We start from the raw sequence: 22,585 nt of genomic DNA, 5'->3' as shown, positions 1-22,585 counted from the left end.
ACAATAATGAAAACAAATTTGTTAAGTGCCGGCATTCGTCATGCGCTGCTTCTGGGCGGTGCACTGACGCTTTCTCAGCCGCTGATGGCGGCTGAGAGCAGCAATCCTGCGTTACAGGCGCTGTTCGATCAGGCGGCTTACTGGCATCAGAAAGCCCATGACGATCTGGCCGCCGCATCGCTGCAAAAAGTGTTGATGGTTGAGCCTGGTAATACGCAGGCGCTCTACCTGCTGGCGCTTTATGCGCAGCAGGGCGGCGACAGCGTGAGCGCAGCGAAGTATCGTGCTCGCCTGAGTCAGGTATCGCCTGACGATCCGCATCTCAGCGAGTTAGATAACGCACGCCAGCTACAGACGATCCCACAGGCGCAACTGTCGCTGGCACGTCAGCAGGCACGCAGCGGCAACATTGCGGCTGCTTTGCAGACGTGGCGCAATACGTTTAGCGGCAACGAGCCGCCTGCCAGCGTGGCAGCTGAATATTATCTGACCATGGCGGGCGATCGCACGTTACTGCCACAGGCGGTTGAAGCGTTGCGTCAGTTCTCTGCTGAACATCCACAAGATACCGGTGCCAGACTGGCGCTGGGTAAAGCGTTGAGCTATCAGGAATCGACGCGTCGCGAAGGCATTGATGTACTGGCCTCAATGGCGGATGGCAATCAGGATGCCGATCGCTCGCTGCGCCAGGCGCTTTTGTGGCTCGGCCCACAAGCCTCAGACGCCGCCACTTATCAAACCTGGCAGCAGCGTCATCCACAGGATTCAGCGGTGATGGATTATTACCGCAAAAACGTTGGGGGTGCAGAGAAAAGCGCAGGCTTTAGCGCCCTGAACAGCGGCGACGTGAGCGGCGCGCAAAGCAACTTCGAAAAAGTATTATCTGCGAACCCACAAGATGCTGATGCCCTGGCGGGCATGGGCTATGTTGCTCAACGCGCTGGACGTTATCAGGAAGCCGCAGATTATTTACAACGTGCCGCACAGCCTGGAGGCGAGCAAGGGGCGGAACGCCAAAAGCAGGCGGCAGATGCGCAATTCTATGCGCAGCTGGCAAATGCGCAGCAGGCGCTGAAAAACGGTGACAGCGCGCAGGCACTCGCCCTGAGCGAGCCGTTAGCCCAGGCTGAAGGGGATAAAGGCATCGCCGCTAAGCTGTTCCGCGCTGATGTGCAGCGCCGCAGCAATCAACCGGAGCAGGCAGAGCAGAGCTATCGCGCTGTGCTGCAAAGTGATGCCAGCAACCGCAGCGCCAAAGAGGGGCTGTTCTACGTGCTGCGTCAGCAGAACCGCAGCGCCGAAGCCAATACCTTGCTGGCCTCGCTGCCAGACAGCGTGCGTCAGAGCGTGGCACCGCGAGGCAACAGCACCGATCCGATTCGTCAGCAGGCGAAACGTCAGCTGGCGGCGGGCAATACCAGCAGCGCCATCGCCACGCTGCAACAAGGTATTCAACGCTATCCAAATGATGGCTGGCTGCGTCTCGATCTGGCGCGTCTCTATCGCCAGCAGGGCAATACGATGCAGGCCGCCAGCGTCATGCAACCGGTGATGCGCAACGGCGCCAGCACCAGTGAACTTTATGCAGGTGCGCTGAATGCCAGCGAAAGCGGTGCCTGGCAGCAGGCGAGCGTGCTGCTGGCGCGTATTCCCTCCAGCGCCCAAACACGTGCTATGCGCGAACTGGCGCAGCGGGTAAATTTCAACCTGCAAATGAATACGGCCGATCAATATCTGGCGCAGGGTTCAAATGCGGCAGCCGCCAATACGCTGAAAGCCCTGGCGACGAATCCACCGACAAATCCTGTTGATGCCGGTAACCTGGCACAGAAGCTGGCGAAAGCGGGCGATATCACCACGGCAGTAGCTATCGTGCGTGGCAATATGCAGCGCGGTGTGCAGGGTAACGCGGGTGACTACGCAGCGCAGGTCGCGGTACTGAATCAGGCTGGATTAAGCAGCGAAGCGCAGAACTTTCTGAGCAATCCCGAATTGCAGGCACGCAGCACACCAACCCAACTGGCGGGTATTCGCAACGGTTATCTGATTAATGAAGTTGATCGTCTGCGCCAGCAGAAACAGTACGCCGCCGCCTACGACAAGCTGATCGGTGCGCTGCAACACGATCCGCAAAACCGCGATTTGATGTTCGCCATGGCGCGCCTCTATCAGGACGGCAAGATGAACAAAGATGCAGGCGTGGTGTATGACTACCTGATGACGCAGGATACGCCAAACCAGGATGCGCGTGTCGGGGCGATTGACGTGGCGCTGGCACAGAACAATGTGCAGCGCGCCAACGATCTCAGCCGTGGCCTGACGAGCGCGCAGACGCCGGATCGCCTGCTACTGCTGGCGCGAGTCGCCGAAGCAAACGGTGAACATTCGCAGGCGATGAGCTATTTACGCAGCGCACGCGGACAGTTGATCGGCTTGCAAGGCGCGCAGCCGGGCAGTACGCCAACTGTGGGTGGACTGGCGCTGGCAGACAATCCGTTTATCAATCGCGGCACTTCGCCGGTCGGGCGTTCACCTTCGGGCTACGGTACGGTATTGCCGTGGCAGGCTGCGCCTGTGTCGACCAGCAGTGCTGACGGTGTGACGCTGGCGTCTGGCACAAGTGTGCCTTCGCAGCAGGCGCAGACGCTGCATCAGGTTGATACCATGATGGAGTCGCTGCAAGAGAAAACCGGCACCTGGGTTCAGGGCGGTATTCAGATTCGTGGACGTGATGGTGAATCGGGCTTGAGTAAACTGACGGAAGCGAAGGCGCCTTTAACCTGGTCAAGCGCACCGTTTGGCGACTCGCGCTTTGAATTCACGGTTACGCCAGTTTCTTTGAGTGCGGGCTCGGCAAGTGGCGATGCGTGGCGTCGATTCGGAAGTAACGCCGGTTCAAATGCAACAGCGAACCTGCTTACTACGATTAAAAACGAGAATACCGCAGCAGGCACTGATTACCTGAGCCTGCTCGCTGCCCATGGACTCACTCAAAGTCAGATCTCTGATTTAACTTTTGACGATCTCAATCCTATGACAGCGCAAGGGATGAGCAATCTGACGTTTATCAATAACAATCAGGACATTAAAAATTACCTGATTGCATCTACGCAGAAACCGAGCGTAACGCAAGCCGGAAGCGATTCAACCGATTCGCAAAATGCGTCAGGTGTTGAGCTGAATCTGGCATTGAAGGGCGACAGCTACAAAATTGATTTAGGCAGTACGCCGCTGGGACAGGATCTCAGCACGCTGGTGGGCGGCGTTCAATGGTCGCCAAAATTAACCGACTTCCTGACGCTGATTCTGACCGGTGAACGTCGTGCGGTCACTGACAGTTTGCTCTCTTATGTCGGTACCAAAGACGCTTTCTCAGGAAAATCATGGGGCCGCGTGACTAAAAATGGTGGCAATGCCTTACTGAGTTATGACAATGGCGATGCCGGGTTTTATGTTGGCGCGGGCGCTTACAGCTATATCGGTGAGAATGTTGCCAGCAACAAAAGTCTGCAAGGCAACGCAGGCGCTTATGTTCGCCCGTTCCACTATGACGACCGTGAGCTGAAAGTCGGGATGAGCCTGTCGTGGATGGACTTCTCTAAAAACCTGAGTTATTTCAGCTATGGTCAGGGCGGTTACTTCAGCCCACAAAACTACGCGGCGGTATCTTTCCCTGTTGATTTCAGTCAGAAATTTGACGATCTCAACGTGAAGATTGGTGGTTCAGTGGGTTATCAGTCTTACAGTCAGGATAAGAGCGCCTATTTCCCGAACAATCCAGACTGGCAATCTTTCATGGATGAGATGGTAACTGATGGGTTTGCCAAAGAATCTTATTACTCTGGCGGCAGCAAAAACGGCATTGGCTATAACCTGCATGCAGGGGCAGATTACAACGTTAATAAAGACGTGACGATTGGCGGCCAGCTTGGCTATGACACCTTTGGCGATTACAACGAGAGTACAGCGCAGTTGTACTTCCGTTATATGTTCGGAGAGAAGTAATGAATGAACCATTTGGTGCGGCTTCGCACCCTTATCAGCCGGGCTGGTTTGATTTAGTCAGCGTGCTCATTGAAGGCATGGTAGCCAATGCGGGCCAGCAAGAGGCTGAGGCTTTCCTGCAAAATATGGGTGAATCACTGGCGGCGCGCTATCCTTTGCCAGAGGCGCTGACTGTGCAGGATCTGGAGCGTGATATTAACCTGCAACTGGCACGCTTTAACTGGGGGTTTGTGCAGCTACGACCGCAAAGTACGGCGCTGTTATTAACACATCACGCGCTGCCGGCTGGCGACAAAGCCTTTGAAGCCACTAACTGGCAATCTGCATTTGGCGCGGTACTGACTGGTTTATATACCGGCTGGCTGAAAGGTCAGGGGCAGCGCCGCCGTGCCGGTCACGCTGGAGCTGAATGATGGCAATACGTTGCATTATCGATATCAATAGGACGTTGAGATGAGAGCCAGAGGTTATACGCAATGGATATTCTGTTTCATAGTGATGATTTTTAGTGCTCAGGCGGCGGCGACCGGTTGGGATACCTTTAAAAATCGTTTCATGACCGCAGACGGACGCATTACCGATACCGCTAATAATAATGTCAGTCACACTGAAGGTCAGGGCTATGGCATGTTGTTGGCCGTGGCGAATGATGACCGCGCCACGTTTGATCGGCTGTGGCACTGGACGCGTACGCATTTACGTAATGCTCAAAACGATCTGTTCTACTGGCGCTACACGCCGGGTGCAGCCGATCCGGTGGCGGATAAAAACAATGCGTCAGATGGTGACGTGTTGCTGGCCTGGCGCTGCAACGCGCGGCACAAAAATGGCAGGTAAGTGAATATCAGCAGGCATCGGATCGCATTCAGCGCGCTATCGTGAAGCTTAATGTGATCACCTTTGCTGACCATACTGTCATGCTGCCGGGCGCGCAGGGTTTTAATAAAAACAGTTATGTGGTGCTCAACCCTTCCTATTTCCTGTTTGCCGCCTGGCAAGAATTTGCCCAGCGTAGCCATCTTCAGGTCTGGACCAGACTGATCGATGACGGTATGGATTTGCTGGGAAAAATGCATTTTGGCAAAACCGGCCTGCCGCTGGACTGGGTGGCGCTAAATGCTGATGGTTCAGTTGCGCCTGCGCTGGGATATTCTAATCGCTTTAGCTACGATGCTATTCGCGTGCCGCTGAACATCTGGTGGTATGATCCGCAAAGCCTGCGCCTGGTGCCGTTTCAGCGTGTCTGGCAGGGCTATGGACGCCAGCAAACGCCAGCCTGGTTTGATGTGCTGGCGAATACGCCCGCGCCTTATAATCTAGACGGTGGCTTACTGGCCGTGCGTGATTTGGCCCTGAATGAGACCCGCTATTTGAGTGATAATCTCGCGCCAGATCAGAACTACTTCTCAGCAAGTCTGCAATTGTTATCGTGGCTGGCGTTTCAGGAAAAACAGTAAGCCTGCCATTCCCTTCCTTAACGGGGGAAGCAGTCGCTGTGACATGTTGCTTTAAGCTTGTATACCCCAACCTTCTCCCTGCGGCAGAAGGTTGGGGCGAAGGCATTATTACCTGGCGGAGTATGAGAAATAAGCCACCCCGTCATCGCCGTTCAGGCGGATCCAGGTTTATACACATCTGCGGTAAAGCGAATTACTTTCTCTTTTGAATCTTCCCACTGTTGTTAATATCGTACTCTCCGCTTTCCAGGATAAAATATTCCCCGCGCTCTGTCGTGTATCCCACATAAAGTTGAGCATCTTTTTCAATACAGTTTGTTGGGGGCTGCATATCCGTAAAACAGAGCCGGTCATATCCATCCGTCTCTGTATAACCATCACCAAAATCCCAGAAGATAACAGTATAGTTTCCATAGGACGCTGGCCTGGGGATGTCATAACGGCTTTTTAGCCTGTCCTTATTTTTCAGCCACCAGTTAATTTTACCTTTATCAGTAAACGGAAATGTTTTAACTAAAACATCGCTGTAATGGTGACTCTGATGGACAGCAACAATATCCACAGGGCGTAGCGACAGCCATAAGAGGTAGCCAGCCAGCACACAGCCGGCCAGAAACAGTGCGAAAAACGTTCTTTTATGGCTGACTTTCACTGCGGTCTCCGCTGATTTCCACTGTTGCTTCGATATTGGTCATAAACGGCTGAAAACCAAACGCGCTGTATCGCTGGAGCACAAACCAGATGCGGAAAAGGCGGAACTGGTTAAATTTAAACTTTGTGATGTCTTCACTGTCCAGGCCGAAATGATCCTGGATTTTGTAATGTACTACCGCGCGGTACTGATCATTAGCAATCTGTAGCGATTTTAGGGTTATTTCGGTTGCCCAGGTATCATGGACGGTAATTCCCATTCCGTTAAAAGTATCCTGCAGCCTGTCGAACTTTGGGAGTTTCCCACGCAGTATGGCTTCAGTTAAGCCATTTTTTTTTCCTGAAGGGTAAATATTTTTCGTCCAGTCTATATTTTTTACAAACGCTCTCTCTAATAAAATTCGCGTACTTTTTTGCTGCGACGAGTCATTCAGAATATGCGCTTTCAGCGCGCAATCCAGTTGCATATTCGAGAAGGTTAACCCGTCGCCATATTGCATATGGGTGATCATCTGTTCGATCAAATGTCTGTAAGGGCCGTAAACAGAAAATGACTGAGAAAGATAACGAAATTCATCAAACAGGATGCTGGCACACTGCTGAAGAGTAAGTTTATCGCCCAAACCACGGGAGCCGTGAAACATCGACTGCGGCTGGCTAAACGGCGTGATTTTCGTCAGCGTATAAGGACAGGCTCTGGTGGACACATCCACCAGATGATACTGCGTTTTCAGTTGTGCTGCGGACAGATCACCACAGCGCATATCTTTAGCGCCATAGTCATTAAACCTGTTTTGCGTTTTGAATATCGTGCAGGGAAACTGTAATGCAGTTATTGGGAAACACTCCTTGTGTTATCGTCCATTCTGTTTTCGTCGGTCAAAATACGCGTTAACAAATGTCTTGTTAACGTCGGGAATGTTTTTTTGTGAGGTTTATCAGAATAAGGAAAATTATTTTTCTTTTATTTGTAAAAATAAAAGCCCTGGCAAAAACAGCAATCTCTTTTATTTTCCTGACGGATGGCGTTTTTTTACCTGAAGACGTAACATGAAAAATAACCCACTGAACACAGCCCGGGTAACGTAATTCATCTAACTTTATTATCTTATCCGGTAATGTCTGCCGCACTTTATAAATTGCTGGTTAATTGTTAATGGCTGTGTCTGAGCCACCAGAATTATCCCACTGTTTAGCAAGCGGTAATGCTTTTTCTGCCAGTACGCCTTTTTTAACCTGTTTTTATTAACCGGTAATGTTTATTTTCCAGCCCGTGAATAACACCGTCAGGTAAAATCCAGCCACGCATCGCACCAAAATTGACCAGAGAAAAAATATAAACCTCCCCGGCAGGAAGGCCAGGGAGGTTTATCTGTACAACAGCAGGTCGCAGGAGCACTGAGCTGATCATCAACACGCAGTGGATTACTGCGGATAAGCCACCCAGTCACCGCCGTTCAGGCGAATCCAGGGTTTGCCCTGATACATCACCACAACCGCATTATCATTTTCTGACACCACCGCGGTTTGCGGCAGGTTATCGGTCAGTGCAGACATATTCACGTTTGGCGCATTAAACACCTGGCCATCTACCACGCGCGAAATCAACGCTGAAATTGCCTGTAAGCTGGTAGGCGTATCAAGCGTCAGCGGCTGTGCCTGATGGGGCGCTTTCATGCCCACAAACTTAATACCTACCGGGACATGCGTAATTTCCGGACTGGGGATATCACGTAAACCAGACATCTGCATCTTGTCACCCTGCAACGCGGCGCCGTGCTCCGGCACCATTACCACCATCACCCGACGTCCAGATTTCTCCAGGTTAGTTAAAAAGCTATCAAGTTGGTCAAACAGCAATTGCGCGCGTGGCTTCCAGGCGGCAGTTTTATTGCTGCCCAGCTCACGGGTGCCATCATGCAGTGGAATCAAATTATAAAAGGTTGCGCTTCGTGCATCGTTGCTTTTGCGGCGCTCGTCCAGCCAGTGCTGCATCAACTGCGCGTCATTAAATACTGGCGAACCGTCAAAAGAGGTCAGTTCTGGCGCAATGCCCGCCTGCGACATGAGGGGAGCCTGAACGTCACCAAAATCACGCAGCTCTTTAAGATAGTGACCAAACACACCAGTATGATCCATCATTAACTGCTGTTTAAAGCCCAGCTTTGCCAGATTATCAAACAGGTAGCAACGCTGATCGGTGGGCTGATAGAGATCGCTGTGTGAGGTTTGCCCGCAACTGGCGCGCAGCAGGCGGATCCCCGCCGGGCCACTGTAGCCCGTCGCCGAATTAAAATTGTTCAACACAATGTCAAAGTGCTGCCAGAGCGGATGATTGCGTAGCTGCGCGACATCGACGTCTGACCATGCCAGCGAGCAGATATTGATAATCAGAATATCAAAAGGCTGGGAATCAGCCGGTAATGCATCCGGAAATTGAGTCACGCGCTGGCGTTCACTGTCATAAAAACGGTTGAGCCAGGCGGTAAGGTTGGCGCTGGAAGGCGGAGCCGACTGATCGAGCACATCTGACGAAGCGGTCGCCTGAGAGGTGGCTGGCGTGGTATTGCGCACCACTTCAGGCGCGGCGGCTGAAGAGGGCAGCAGCGACAGTGACGGACCGGCAAGATTAATCACGTTCAGCCAAATCAGCATCAGTGAAACCAGCACAGAAACGCGGATCCACTGCGCAACAAACAGATAGAGCACCAGCAGCACAAAGGCTGCGCCAATCATCTGCCAGTTAATAAAGCGGTTCATCAAATCGAGCAGATAGGCAGCAGAAAACCCAGCCAGCTGATCGCCCTGACTAAGAAGACTGTTCAGACCCGGCAGCCAGGTATCGTGCCAGAACAGCGCAAGCCCGATGGGAATGGCGATGACGCTACGCAGGCGATGCAGGCGCGCCGAAGGCAGCGGAAGCAGTAGCCAGGCCAGAAAAACCAGATTGCTCAATGCGTGAAAATTAAGGTAGCCGTACCATAGCAAGCCAAACTTCAGCAGAAAGTAAAAATTCCAGCCGCCCAATCCCCGCCAGTTACGCCACAGCGACAGCGACAGCGGGGTAGTGGAATCGTTATGTTTATCAGTCATTAATCTTGTCGATCCTTATTAGCAGATTTTCGCTGCCAGTAGCCCTCTGATTTTAACGCACGTGCAGGCAGCAAGCGATTCAGCAAGCCATGCCAGCGGCGCGGCAACCAGTGACGGTATAGCGGTTTAAGAAATAACAGCAGAAACAGGATAAGCAGGGCTATTTGCACCCAATCCATCAGGTTCATCAGAATATTGTCCCGTCAGTGTTAAGTGTGATCGGTTGCGGTACCTGGCGTTCTTCTGCGCGGTTTACTGTGGCTGCCGTTTTGCTGACTAAAAGGGGTTCAGACGCCAGCGGCAAATCAGGCAGTGAACCGGGCATCAGGCGCTTGATTTTATTGATCTCAGAAAGAATTTGGTTGTCCTCAAACCACAGCACGCGATTAGTGAACAAATCTTCGTGTGGCAAGGAGAAAATAAACGTCAGCGCGGTATCGAGATCGTTAAAGCGACACGAGGAGAGAAAGAGATAAAGGCGATCGTCCAGCACCGTGACTAAATCGCCATAGCGACGTGGCTTGCACAGCGTTAACACTTGTGCGGGTTTCAACTCTGGCACCGGACGCAGCGCCACCAGCAAGCCTTTATCATTCTCCGGCAACAGGGTATTTGTCATTAACTGCTGCACCGCCAGGCAAAAGGCATCAAGCCTGAGATAGCCTTTTGTTGCAGCGGTTGTAACGCCTTAATCAATGCGTCGAGATCGGCCGGAACGTGGCGGCTGAATTGCAGACCCTGCAAGCCTTCCAGCGTGGTCAGGAAACGTGACATCGGTGCCGCAGACGGCACGATGGCATTAACGCCACACGCCATCAGCAGTCGCTCATCACTGTAGCGCAGGCTGGTATTCATCTCGCGCACCACAATTTTCAGGCCGTTGCCTCGTGAACGACGCAGGCTGTGCACCCATCTCGCCAGCGCAGCAATCTCTTCGCTGTTTGTCAGGCTAAATATCACTGTCGCAGCATTGGCTTGCTGGGCGCGGGAAAAAACGTGTTCATTATCAGTAAATAAAAACCACTGTTTAGACAACGGTGGCGCGCCTTCGAGCACTATTTTATCGGCCAGATAATGTGTGGCGTCATTACGACTTAAGGATTCATGCTGCTCATTTTCATTAAATGCAACAAACTGCTCCTCGTGGCAATTGAGGCGTAAGGCACGATCTGCCAGCAATCGATCGGCGGAATACCACCAGTTAATTCGATATTGCCAACTATCTTGCTGAAATTCTAAATGCGCGACGCCATCAATTTGACGAAAATAACGTTGTAGATTGTCACGAAGGTTAATAAGGGGGTGCCGTACGTGATAATCAACAGAGTAAATTGTTTTTGGATTAATAGACGGCGAATGCGTTTCACCCATTGTGTCAGTTCTTCAACGGATAATTTATCCCACATGGCGGCATGGGTATAAAACAGCACTAATCCATTTTTATTACTGATAGTCCGCGCCAGATCGCTATCCAGTTTTTGCAGGCTACTTTTATTATCAGGTAATGAAAACAAGGGAATACGCTGTGGAGCAGTAACAGGCTCGGGCGTTAATAAAGCGCGTGGTGATTCCGCAGCACTGATTAACGTTGCAGATTTCTGCTGTGCAATTACCTGGCGAATAAAGATGCGGGCATCTTCCTGACGCTGACAGGTTACCCAATAACAACCCGGAGATTGCATTGCCATTAATTCTGGCTGAACCTGTTGCAGGCCCAGCAGGTAAGGATTTTTCATATATGCATCGTGATTTTTACAGTGCGGTTAGCTTATTATAGAAAGACTCAGAAGTAACCGAAGATATTTAACATTTGCTATGACAGAATGCCTCAAGATGATTTATCATCAGAGAAAATTACGCTGCTACTATTAATAAATAATATTTACTCTGCGATGTATGACGACATTGCCTCGTTGTTTTTCTTTGGCGAAAAGTAATGAAAATCCAGAATGCCTTTTCACAGGCGAACGCTGCCAGTGAACAACAAGATGACATTGGCGCGTTAAGTCACGCCTTTTCCATTGATAATTTTGACTATATTGATATTGCCCGTGATGAGCGCCTGGTGAAGATTACTGCGCGCTGGCCTCTGCTGAGCGAATTAGCATCTGATGCAGCGGAGCATAAAGTCTGATGCCCGTCGTCGCGATACAGGGTTTACGTGGCGGCACAGGCGCAACGTCACTTACGGCAGCACTGAGCTGGGCGCTGACTTCATTAGGTGAGGCGGTACTGGCGATTGACTGCTGTGTGGAAAATCAACTGGCTGCTCATTTTAATGCGCCGCTGGACGCCCCGCGTGGCTGGATGCAGGCGCTGCTTGAGGGTGAGCGTTGGCAAGAGAGTGCATTGCGCTATCAGCCTGGCCTGGATTTGCTGCCGTTTGGTCATATCGTTGCACAGGATCTCTCTCAGGATGGCGCTCTTTCCGCCAGCCTGGCTGCTGCCTTACCGGCAATGAAAAATAGCGGGCAATGGTTACTGCTCGATACGCCCGCCACGCCCTTGCGCTGGCATCAGCCTTTACTGGCGCACGCTGATGCTGTTTTGCAGGTACTGACACCCGATGCCAATTGCCATCTGCGGCTGCATCAACAGGCTTTTAACGCGAATACACGCTTTTTAATCAATCAGTTCAATGCTAACAGCAAGCTGCAGCAAGATTTGCATCAGCTCTGGATCGCGTCGCTCAGGAATTTAATTCCCGTTTTGATTCACCGCGACGAAGCCCTGGCTGAATCATTAATGATGAAGCAGCCGCTGGGCGAATATCGTCCGCATGCGCTGGCAAGTGAAGAAGTCACCACGCTGGCTAACTGGCTGATCCTGCAAGTGGCTGGAGTAGCCAGATGAATCCGTTACGTTGGCTGCTGATCCCTCAGACGTGGCAGGCACTGCAATGGCGCTATAGCCGCGCCCGCCAGCATGGCGCTTCGGTGTTTTCCAGCGTGCTGCATCTGCTGTGGTGCACGCTGGGCTGGGCTCTGTTTCGCTTTGAAGCACCAGGCTGGCAACGTGTCATTTCAGATCGTCGTCGTCTTTATCCACATATTTCGCCCGAACGTCCGCGTCCGCTCGATATTGTGCGTTATGCACTGCAAAGCCTGTGGTTGCTGTTAGCGATGCCGCGCGTCAGCTCTGATAAACGACAGCGCAAGGTTTTACAGCCGCTGATGGGCTGGCGACAGCGCCTTTATCAGTGGCTTGAGAGGCTGCCCGCCCGGATTGATGCGCGAGAAATAAGTCAACGCTCTGAACAACGCCTGCGGCGGCTTTCGCCGCGCTTGCGTCGCGTGCTGTTTATCACGGTCGCGCTTGCTGCATCGCTGCTGGCGCTGCTCTGCATTTCGCAGCCGTTTGGCTTAATGACCCAGTTCATCTTCGTGGTGCTGCTGTGGAGTCTGGCAATGCTGGTGCGTCGTGTGCCGGGCCGTTTCACCACCCTCATGCTGATTGTGCTGTCGTTAACGGTCTCCTGCCGCTATTTGTGGTGGCGCTATACCTCAACGCTTAACTGGGATGATTCGGTCAGCCTGTGGTTTGGCTTGCTGTTGATCGTTGCTGAAACCTATTCATGGACAGTGCTGGTACTGGGCTATTTTCAGACTTTATGGCCGCTGAATCGTCAGCCGATCTCCATGCCGGTTCCGGTCGAACAGTGGCCGAGTGTCGATATTTTGGTGCCAACCTACAATGAGCCGCTCAGTGTGGTAAAGCCGACAATATATGCGACGCTGGGTATCGACTGGCCGAAAGAGAAACTGAATATCTATATTCTCGATGATGGCACACGCGATGAGTTCCGCGAGTTTGCTGCCAGCGTTGGGGTAAATTATGTGGTGCGTCCTACCCATGAGCATGCCAAAGCGGGCAACATCAACCATGCGTTACACACCCGCTGTCGCAGCGAGTATGTTGCCATTTTCGATTGTGATCATGTGCCAACCCGTTCGTTTTTGCAGATGACAATGGGCTGGTTTATCAAAGAAGACAAAATGGCGATGTTGCAGACGCCGCATCACTTCTTCTCGCCCGATCCGTTTGAACGTAACCTGGGACGTTTTCGCCGCACGCCAAATGAAGGCTCACTGTTTTACGGCCTGGTTCAGGATGGCAATGATACCTGGATGCCACCTTCTTCTGTGGCTCCTGTGCCATATTGCGCCGCAGTGCGCTGGATGAGATTGGCGGTATCGCTGTTGAAACCGTAACGGAAGATGCTCATACCTCGCTGCGTTTACATCGTCGTGGCTACAAGTCAGCGTATATCCGTATTCCGCAGGCCGCAGGGCTGGCAACCGAAAGCCTGTCAGCACATATCGGCCAACGCATTCGCTGGGCTCGCGGCATGGTGCAGATCTTTCGTCTGGATAATCCGCTGTTCGGCAAAGGGCTGAAGCTGGTACAGCGGCTCTGCTACGCCAACGCCATGCTGCATTTTCTGGCCGGTATTCCCCGGTTGATCTTCCTGCTGGCGCCGCTGGCGTTTTTGCTGTTTCACGCTTACATCATCTACGCACCTGCGCTGGCGATCGCCATTTATGTTCTGCCGCATATGTTGCATACCAGCCTGACAAACTCGCGCATTCAGGGGCGCTGGCGTCACTCTTTCTGGAGCGAGATATACGAAACCGTCCTCGCCTGGTATATCGCCCGTCCGACAACGGTGGCACTGTTTAACCCGCATAAAGGCAAATTCAACGTCACCGCTAAAGGGGGCTGGTAGAAGAGCGCCATCTCGACTGGGTGATCACCCGTCCTTACATGTTTTTGGTGTTGCTCAACCTGGCGGGCATCGGCATGGCCTTTTGGCGCATGATGTATGGTCCGTCAGCAGAAATACTCACCGTGTGTGTCAGTTTGATTTGGGTGCTTTACAACATGATCATCCTTGGCGGCGCCGTCGCGGTGTCGGTGGAAGCGCGGCAGATTCGTGAAGCGCACCGCGTGGAAATAGCCATGCCTGCCGCAATTGCGCGTATTGATGGACATATGCTGCCCTGTACGCTGCGCGACTACTCTGATGGGGGTGTCGGCGTTGAATTACGCGAAGCAGCGGCATTAACCGAGAATGAACCGGTGCATTTGTTGCTACGGCGGGGTCAGCAGGAGTTTAGCTTTCCCTGTTATGTGCAGCGCGTGTTTGGTCGCCGTGCCGGGATCCGTTTACATCAGCTGAGCACCGAACAACACATTGAATTTATTCAGTGCACTTTCGCTCGCGCCGACACCTGGGCGCTGTGGCAGGACGGATTCCCGGAAGATAAACCTGTACAAAGCCTTGCCGATATTATGTTGCTCGGCTTCAAAGGCTATTTGCGCCTGGCGGAGTACGGACCGCCGCAATTACGTCAGCTTTTTACGTTACTGACCGGGCTGGTCAGTTGGCTGGCCTCGCTGTTGCCAAAAAACATCAGCGTGCGTCAGCAGGCATGATGGTTCAACACCCTTGACTGAGAACACCATGACAAGATTAACCGGTTGGTTCACCGCCTTGCTACTGGGCACGGCAACGTTGACATGTTCCGCAGCGCAACAACCCGCGTTGCCGATGCCCACCACGACGGCAGCACCGGTTGCAGCCGCAGCGGTTAGCGAACCCAACGCGCCGTTGCGCAACAGCGTACTGAACTTTACACAAGTTGCACCGCCGCCGGGCAGCATGACGCTGCGCGGTACGCAGCCTTCCAGCCAGATTGAGTTTGGCGTGCGCAGTGACGAAGTGGTCACGCGTGCGGTATTGCATCTCAGCTATCGCCCGTCACCGGCGCTGATTCCGACGCTGTCGCAGCTTAAAATTTATCTTAATGATGAGCTGGCGGGCCTGGTGACGCTGACGCCTGAACAGACAGGCAAGCTGAATCAAACAGAGATTTCCCTCGATCCGCGTTTTATCAGCGATTTCAATCGCCTTCGGCTGGAGCTGATAGGCCATTACGCTAACGTTTGTGAAAATCCGGCTAACAGTGCCATCTGGCTGGATATTGGTAAAGAAAGCCGCCTCGATTTAACGCTGCAAAAGTTGCCGCTGAAGAACGATCTGTCGCATTTTCCCGAGCCGTTCCTGGATGCGCGTGATACGCGTCCGTTGACGCTGCCGATGGTGTTTAGCGCCCAGCCTGATCTTACTCAACAACGTGCTGCCGCCATACTGGCTTCGTGGTTTGGCAGCAAAGCTGCCTGGCGCGGGCAGTCATTCCCGGTACTGTATAATCAGTTACCCGATCAGCAACATGCTGTGGTCTTTGCCACCAATGCTCAGCGCCCTGATTTTATTAAAGATTTACCGCCGGTCAGCAAACCCACAATAGAAATTGTGAATCAGCCGGGCAATCCTTATGAAAAAATGCTGCTCATTCTGGGTCGTGATGACAACGATCTGTTGACGGCCGTACAGGGTATTGCACAGGGAGAGCTGATGCTGCGCGGTGCAACTTCCACTATCGACAGCGTGACGTTGCTGGCGGCGCGCAACGCTTATGATGCGCCAAACTGGGTACGCACCGATCGCCGAACGACTTTTGCTGAACTGACACAATATCAAAACCAACTGCAATCTGACGGCCTGCAGCCCGGTCCCATCAGCCTGACGCTTAACCTGCCGCCGGATCTGTTTTTAGTACGCGCACGCGGCATTGATATGGATTTGATTTACCGCTACAGCGCACCGATTCAGCAAGACGGTTCAAGGCTGGCGGTAAATCTCAACAATCAGTTTATGCAGGATTACCCGCTGCCACCGAAAGACAATGCGGGTAAACAACTGCTGCATATCCCCCTGAATCAGGGTTTACAGGACAGCAATCGCCAGCTGACGATCCCGGCGCTGCGTCTGGGCGTGATAAATCAGCTGCGTTTTGACTTCGATTACGCCAACACGTTTATTGGCGGTACTGCCGATGGACGCTGCGAAACCGTTACGCCGATTGGCCACCATGTGGTGATTGATGAGAGTTCGAGCATCGATTTATCGGGCTACCGTCATTATATCGAAATGCCGTCGCTGCGTGCCTGGGCCAACGCCGGGTTCCCGTTCAGCCGCTACGCCGATTTAGCGCAAACCTTAGTGCTCATGGACAAACATCCTGACAGCCAGCAGATGACAACCCTGTTGAATGCATTAGGCAATATTGGCGCGCAGACCGGCTATCCGGCGCTGCGGGTGCAGTTAACCCAGGACTGGAACGAAGCCAAAAACCAGGATGCGGATCTGTTGATGATCGGCACGATTCCGGCTGATCTTCAGGATGACCGGAAGATCACTGCTCTGGTGGACGCGGCGCGTGGCTGGATGAACAAACCAGTGTATCAACCGCTGTCAGATGTGACCGCACAAAGCGCCGACGATCGCCAGGCGGAGAGCACGACAGCTGTTGGCTCAAGTGGCCCGCTGGCAGCGGTTATCGGCTTCCAGTCGCCTTTTAACCAGCAGCGCAGCGTGGTCGCGCTGCTGGCGGATGGCAGCCCGCGCGCCTGGGAGTTGCTGAATAATGCCATGAACGACAGCGGCAAGCGCAACGCGATATTTGGTTCCGCCGCCATTATTCGGGAATCGGGTGTCAACAGCCTGCGGGTTGGCGAACGCTATTACGTGGGACACCTGCCGTGGTGGGAACGCTTATGGAATGCGTTGGCAACGCATCCGTTCTGGCTGGCAACCTGTGCGCTAATTGTGGTGCTGCTGTTCGCGCTGATGGTGTGGCGACTGATGCGCATGGTGAGCCGCCGTCGCTTAGCTGAATATGACGATGAATAACCGACATTTGCTCCTGCTGCTGAGTGCTGTGCTGGGCGCATCGTCAGTGGCAAGGGCCGCTTCCACGGAAGGGCAACAGGTTTCGCCTGTCGACTGGTTGTTAACGCAGGTGCGTACCGGTGAATCGACCCATAAATACGATCTGGTGCAGCAGTCGCTCTACCGGCTGGAAAAAATCGATCCTGATAATCCGCAGGTGCTGGCGGCGCGTTTACGCATGGCACTGCATCAGGGCGATTTAGTCCAGGCGCAAAAGTTGATGGATGAGCTAAACAAGGTTGCGCCAGATTCAGCGGCAGCGCGGGAATCCGCTGCCGGACTGAAAATGATGACAGACGCAGGGCGGCAAAAGCTCCAGCAAGCGCGTCTGCTGGCAACATCGGGTCGGCTGGCTGAAGCGAAAACCGCTTACGATGCCCAGTTTGGCGGCCTGTTTCCTGACGTTAATCTGGCGCTGGAGTACTGGCGTCTGGTGGCGCGTTTGCCTGGCCAGACTGCAACGGCGTATCAGCAATTACTGGCGCTGGAAAAACGCTATCCCGGCAATGTGGGCGTGGAGTTGCAGCTTGCCCGCATGGCGTTTGATCAACAACAGCCTGAGCAGGCCGTCATGCAGCTGCGTCGCCTCGCCAACAGCGACGAAGGGCGAGTAGCCGCAGCGGAGCTGTGGCTGGAGCAGATCCGCAATCAACCGGTGAGTGACAGCAGCGTGGCGGCTTTGCAGCAATACCTTAGCCTGTTTAGCAGTGGCGATGCCCGACAGCAGGGGCAGGAAGAGCTGATGCGCCAGCAAAAATTGCTTGCCGATCCCGCTTATCGTCAGCGGATGCGCGGTTTAGCTCTGGTGGAGGCAGGCAGTGGGGCCAGTGCGATACCTTTCCTGACAACGGCGCTCAAAGCCACTCCTGATGATGCTGAATTAATGGGAGCAATGGGTCAGGCGCAGGCGCGTGCTAACAACCGTGCCAGTGCTATCGACTGGCTGACACGGGCGCTAAAAGCCGGGCAGCAGAGTACGCAAACAGGGAAATGGCAATCTCTGCTACAAACCAACCGTTACTGGCTGGCTATTGAGAATGGCGACAAGGCGCTGGCGAAAAATGACATTGACGACGCAGAGCGCCAGTATCGTTTCGCCCAGGCCACGGACAGCCGTGACAGTTACGCGCTGATTGGGCTGGGTGACGTAGCGATGACACGTAAAAATAGCCAACGCGCAGAGCAGTTGTGGTTACAGGCGCTGGAACGTGATCGCAACAATACTACGGCTATTCGCCGACTGGCGGGGCTTTATCAAACGCAATCGCCGGCCCAGGCAATGACGTTTATCAACAGCTTGCCTGCCGTACAGCAGCGCGCCCTGGCAGACACACTGCGTGCGTTGCGTAGCGACAGCCTGCGCGCTGAAGCAGATGCGCTGGCGCAGCAGAACGCGTGGGCGCAGGCGGCGACAAAATATCGTCAGGCAGCCGCATTAAGCCCAGATGATATCTGGCTTAAATATCGTCTCGCGGGAGCGTTGCGTAACAGCGGCGAAGCTCAACAGGCTGACACACTCATGCATCACCTGTTGATTCAGCATGGGGACAATGCGGCGGCGCTCTATGCCGCCGCCCTCTACTTTTCCAGCCACGACGATAACGATGCGGCGCTGGCAGCGTTACATCAGCTGCCTCAGGAGAAGTGGGACAGCAATATGCAGGCACTGGCCGACCGGCTGGCGCTGGACAACGCGCTGGAACGAATCGAATCACTTATTGCGTTGAAACGCTTGCCGGAGGCACGCGCTCTGTTACAAACCCTGGCGCCAGACGAGAGCGGGAACCTGAACAGCGATCGCCGGGTCGCACTGGCCTGGCAGCAGGCGGGCGAGATGGCGCGTGCGCAGCAGCTGTTTGAAGGGTTAAAACGTCGCGCTGCCACTGATGCTCCTTCACAAACTAAGGCGTTGATTTACCGTGATGCCGCGCGTCTTGAGCAGGCGCAACGCCAGCCGGGTGCGGCGCTTTCTGATTACCGGGACGCGATGGTGGCCAGCGGCATTGCTACGCAACGTCCGCAAAACAATGAAGACTTTAGCGCATTAACCCGCAACGACCCGCAGGATGACTGGCTGAAAAGCAGCATTCGCAGTGATGCTGCCGATCTTTATCGCCAACAGGATACGACCTTAACGCTGGAGCAGGACTACTCGCGTAATAAAGGGACCGGTGGCATATCTGATTTCACCGCGCACACCACGATGTTACAAGCTGATACGCCGCTGGCTGATGGACGCGCTTTTATGCGACTCGATCACGTGCAGGTTTCAGCGGGCACGTTTGATGATACCAACGGCAGCCATAACCTGGTGTTTGGTAGCTGCAATGATGCGAATTCGGGCGGCTGTCGCAGAGATTTTACCCAGCGGGCAGAAGGCACAGCGGTGGGTGTTGGCTGGCAAAACGACCGCTGGTCAGCAGATATCGGCAGTACGCCGCTTGGCTTTGCCGTGACAAACTGGGTGGGCGGGATCAGCTGGAAAACAGATATTGATGATGTTGGCATGACCTTTAACGTCTCGCGGCGTCCCATTTCCAGTTCACTGCTGGCTTATGCGGGTGCCCGCGATCCCGCAGCCAGCGGCGGGAAAACTTTTGGTGGCGTGGTCGCAACGGGTGGCAGTATCGGGCTGAGTTACGATCGCGGCGAGGCGCATGGTATCTGGGCCGATTTCAGCGCCCACCACATCACCGGCAAGAACGTGGCTGATAACAGCCGCGAACGTTTAATGGCGGGTTATTACTATAAATTGATTAATGAAGATAATCGCCGCGCCACTGTGGGCTTAAACAGTATGCTGTGGCATTACCAAAAAGACCTCAGTGATTACAGCTTTGGTCAGGGGGGTATTACAGTCCGCAGCAGTACCTTTCTTTCTCTTTGCCTGTGGGCTGGCGACAGCGCAGCGGAAACTGGTCATACGATTTAGGTGGCTCGGTCTCCTGGTCCTGCTCGCAAACGGATGCGCAGCAGCGTTATCCCGTTAACCCAGGGTTTGCTTTATCTTCAAATCCTGTTTCGGAAAGTCAGTCAGGCTGCGGGACTGGTTACACTTTGCAAGCGGGCGTTGAGCGCCGCATTAGCGCGAACTGGTTTATCGGCGCGGGTGTGGATATTCAGCAAGCGAAAGATTATACCCCGAGCCATGGCTTGATTTATCTGCGCTATTCAGGTGCAGGATGGGCGGGTGATTTGGCGATGCCGCCGCAGGCATTAACGCCATATGCAGATTTTAAATAGTGCGCAGAGAGCAATAAAGGTCAGGAAAATCCGACGTGCCTTTCCGAATCTTTTTTGCTCTTCTGCAAGGTCATCAAAAAAACATGACGTTGGGATATACTTGCTACGCTTTTTCCTGTCTGATATCTGAGCTTTTTTATAGCCGGGGGAACATTTTTGCGGGTAAGTCGGTCACTTACGATAAAGCAGATGGCAACAGTTTCGATCGTTGCGCTCATTACCATTAGCATCTTTATCGTCATTCAACTGTTTCATTTTGTGCAGCAGCGCAGGATTGACTACGCCCAGCAAATGGAAAACATTGCGCATACCGTACGTCAGCCGTTATCCGAAGCGGTGCTGAAAGCGGATATTCCGCAAGCCGAACGCATTTTGCATACGCTTAAACCAGCCGGGATTTTGTCTCGTGCTGATGTGGTGCTGCCGAATGCCTTTCAGGCGCTCCACGCGGATTTTGAGCCAGAAAAACCTGTCCCACGCCTGATTGCGCGGCTGTTTGAGCTGCCAGTACAGATTACGCTGCCGCTCTATTCAATAGAAAATACCGGTTCACCCAAGCCTCTGGCCTATCTGGTGTTGCAGGCTAATTCGACACGTGTATATCAGTTTATCCTCAGCACGTTTTCCACCATGATCACCACCTATTTGCTGCTGGCGTTGATTCTTTCAGTAGCCATAAGCTGGTGTATCAACCGGTTAATCGTTCATCCGCTGCGTAATATTTCCCGTGAATTGCAGGAGCTGCCGCCGCAATCGATTCTGACACATAAACTGACGCTGCCGCAGGGGCATCGCGATGACGAAATCGGCATGTTGATCCGTAGCTACAATCGCAATCAACAGGTACTGGAGTCGGTTCATGATGAGATGAGCAGATTAACCACTCACTTTGACGTTACCGACTTACCCAACCGCGCGCTTTTTCTCGCCCTGTTGGATCAATATATGCGTAGTCGTTCAAAGCCGTTTGGCCTGATGGTGATCCGGGTTGAAACCTTGCAGGAAGCCAACGGCGTATTGAGTGACGAGCAGCGCGATACGCTGATGCTGACCCTGGTCGAGAAAATTCGCAGCACGCTTGACGATCACACGCTGCTGGCGCAAACCGGAGCCAGTGATTTTGTGCTACTGATGAAGCGCGCCAGTAATCCTTTCCGCGCCATGCGTCTGGCGCGTAACCTGATGATTCGCCTCAACCAGCCGGTTAATCTGCATCAGTTACAGTTACGTCCTAATTCCAGTATCGGGCTGGCGTTACGGGACGATGAGCCGCTCAGTGCAAATGAGCTGCTCGATCGCGCCACATCGGCCATGATGTCGGCACGTCATCAGGGTAAAAATCAGGTTTTGTTTTTTGACGCCGCGCTAAATGAGCGAGCGCAGAAGCGTTTAACGCAGGAGCACGACATCTTACAGGGTTTGCAGGATGAGCAGTTCGCGCTCTATCTTCAGCCGCAAATTGATATGCAAACCGGTGAGCTGGTCGGTGCTGAGGCGTTATTACGTATGCGTCAGCCAGACGGCAGTTATGGCCTGTCAGAAGAATTTATTGCCAGTGCTGAAGAGATTGGCGTTATCTCTGCGATTGGTCGCTGGGTATTTGAAGAAGCCTGCCGCATTCTGGCGGCCTGGCAAAAGCAGGGTGTCATGATCCCGCTCAGCGTGAATGTCTCTGCGGTGCAGCTGCGTGACGCCAGTATGGTCACGCATCTTCAGGCATTGCTTGAGCGTCACCGCATTGCGCCGGGTACTTTCGTACTGGAGATGACCGAAACGGCACAAATCGGCGATGCCGAACAGGCTATTTCATTGCTGCGCATGTTGCAGCAAACCGGCGTAGCCGTGGCGCTGGACGATTTCGGCATGGGTTACTCTAATCTCAATTATCTTCATCAGTTTAAGGCGTTGCCCGTTAATAAACTGAAAATGGATCGCAGCTTTGTCTCGGCGCTGCCTGACGACGACACCATGGTACGAATTGTCGCCGCCATTGCGGATATTATTGACCTTGATGTGATCGCTGAAGGCGTGGAAACGCATGAGCAGCGCGACTGGTTACTGGCGCGAGGTATCCGCATCGGACAAGGCTATCTCTACTCTGAAGCCCTTGTATTGACACGTTTCAACCAACAATGGATTGCGAAACCGTCACCGACAAAATAATCACCGGATGCATTGATTTATCGAGAAATTTAGTTACAAAAGTAGCAGCTGAAGCGTTTCAGTTCAGAATTATGCTTGTATCATTTCCCCGGGTTTGTCAGCCTGTATTAATCCCGTAAACAGAGTGTTATTTTCTGGCTACCGCGTTTAGCTGGTTCCCACCCGCTGGCCGGTCATA

At 53.2% G+C, this 22,585-nt stretch carries 10 protein-coding genes and 5 pseudogenes; 9 read left to right on the top strand and 6 right to left on the bottom strand.

Annotated elements, in window-relative coordinates:
• The first annotated feature begins 6 nt into the window (after positions 1-6).
• The 3 genes and pseudogenes from O3W44_RS12080 to O3W44_RS12070 all read left to right on the top strand — a co-directional run bounded on the left by O3W44_RS12080 (position 7) and on the right by O3W44_RS12070 (position 5,462).
• A complete protein-coding gene (locus tag O3W44_RS12080; RefSeq protein WP_269293247.1) occupies positions 7-4,005 on the top strand; it encodes a cellulose biosynthesis protein BcsC in 3,999 nt (1,332 codons plus the stop codon).
• Positions 4,005-4,449, top strand: a pseudogene (gene bcsD / locus O3W44_RS12075) (cellulose biosynthesis protein BcsD). The gene O3W44_RS12080 and the pseudogene bcsD overlap by 1 nt, the downstream one beginning before the upstream one ends.
• 9 nt (positions 4,450-4,458) lie before the next feature.
• Positions 4,459-5,462: pseudogene (locus O3W44_RS12070) on the top strand (glycosyl hydrolase family 8).
• Between the two features lie 193 nt (positions 5,463-5,655).
• Here O3W44_RS12070 and O3W44_RS12065 read toward each other — a convergent pair.
• The 6 genes and pseudogenes from O3W44_RS12065 to O3W44_RS24675 form a co-directional block, all read right to left on the bottom strand.
• Positions 5,656-6,114, bottom strand: coding sequence for a DUF943 family protein (locus O3W44_RS12065; protein ID WP_269293246.1), 459 nt, complete (start codon positions 6,112-6,114; stop codon positions 5,656-5,658).
• The gene (locus O3W44_RS12060; RefSeq protein ID WP_269294432.1) at positions 6,098-6,949 is read right to left on the bottom strand and encodes a DUF3289 family protein; all 852 of its coding nucleotides are present in this window, start codon (positions 6,947-6,949) and stop codon (positions 6,098-6,100) included. Before O3W44_RS12060 ends, O3W44_RS12065 begins: the two co-directional genes overlap by 17 nt.
• 589 nt (positions 6,950-7,538) lie before the next feature.
• On the bottom strand, positions 7,539-9,206 hold the full coding sequence (gene bcsG / locus O3W44_RS12055) for a cellulose biosynthesis protein BcsG (RefSeq protein WP_269293245.1): 1,668 nt from the start codon (positions 9,204-9,206) through the stop codon (positions 7,539-7,541).
• Entirely contained in the window at positions 9,206-9,394 is a 189-nt protein-coding gene (gene bcsF / locus O3W44_RS12050) for a cellulose biosynthesis protein BcsF (RefSeq protein WP_269293244.1), read from the bottom strand. The genes bcsG and bcsF overlap by 1 nt, the downstream gene beginning before the upstream one ends.
• Positions 9,394-10,463, bottom strand: a pseudogene (gene bcsE, locus O3W44_RS12045) (cellulose biosynthesis protein BcsE). Before bcsE ends, bcsF begins: the two are co-directional and overlap by 1 nt.
• On the bottom strand, positions 10,442-10,942 hold the full coding sequence (locus tag O3W44_RS24675) for a BcsE family c-di-GMP-binding protein (RefSeq protein ID WP_331283434.1): 501 nt from the start codon (positions 10,940-10,942) through the stop codon (positions 10,442-10,444). Before O3W44_RS24675 ends, bcsE begins: the two are co-directional and overlap by 22 nt.
• Positions 10,943-11,142: 200 nt before the next feature.
• On the opposite strand from O3W44_RS24675, the gene bcsR reads away from it, so the two are divergent.
• From bcsR to hmsP, 6 genes and pseudogenes are all read left to right on the top strand, one after another.
• Positions 11,143-11,340: a cellulose biosynthesis protein BcsR gene (gene bcsR, locus O3W44_RS12040; RefSeq protein ID WP_269293243.1), complete on the top strand. Its 198-nt coding sequence runs from the start codon at positions 11,143-11,145 to the stop codon at positions 11,338-11,340.
• Positions 11,340-12,059 (top strand): cellulose biosynthesis protein BcsQ, encoded by a 720-nt coding sequence (gene bcsQ / locus O3W44_RS12035; RefSeq protein ID WP_269293242.1) that lies wholly within the window; start codon positions 11,340-11,342, stop codon positions 12,057-12,059. The genes bcsR and bcsQ overlap by 1 nt, the downstream gene beginning before the upstream one ends.
• Positions 12,056-14,642, top strand: a pseudogene (bcsA, locus tag O3W44_RS12030) (UDP-forming cellulose synthase catalytic subunit). The gene bcsQ and the pseudogene bcsA overlap by 4 nt, the downstream one beginning before the upstream one ends.
• A gap of 28 nt (positions 14,643-14,670) precedes the next feature.
• The gene (gene bcsB, locus O3W44_RS12025) at positions 14,671-16,962 is read left to right on the top strand and encodes a cellulose biosynthesis cyclic di-GMP-binding regulatory protein BcsB (RefSeq protein ID WP_269293241.1); all 2,292 of its coding nucleotides are present in this window, start codon (positions 14,671-14,673) and stop codon (positions 16,960-16,962) included.
• A pseudogene (locus tag O3W44_RS12020) lies at positions 16,955-20,244 on the top strand (cellulose synthase subunit BcsC-related outer membrane protein). The gene bcsB and the pseudogene O3W44_RS12020 overlap by 8 nt, the downstream one beginning before the upstream one ends.
• 156 nt (positions 20,245-20,400) lie before the next feature.
• Positions 20,401-22,407, top strand: a complete 2,007-nt coding sequence (gene hmsP, locus O3W44_RS12015) for a biofilm formation regulator HmsP (RefSeq protein WP_269293240.1) — start codon at positions 20,401-20,403, stop codon at positions 22,405-22,407.
• The last annotated feature ends 178 nt before the right edge of the window (positions 22,408-22,585 follow it).

It is taken from the genome of Pantoea sp. LMR881 (genome assembly GCF_027157825.1).
Taxonomy (GTDB): Bacteria; Pseudomonadota; Gammaproteobacteria; order Enterobacterales; family Enterobacteriaceae; genus Pantoea; species Pantoea haifensis.
The sequence above is the reverse complement of the archived record's forward strand: the minus strand, read 5'-3'. Positions and strand labels throughout refer to the sequence as shown.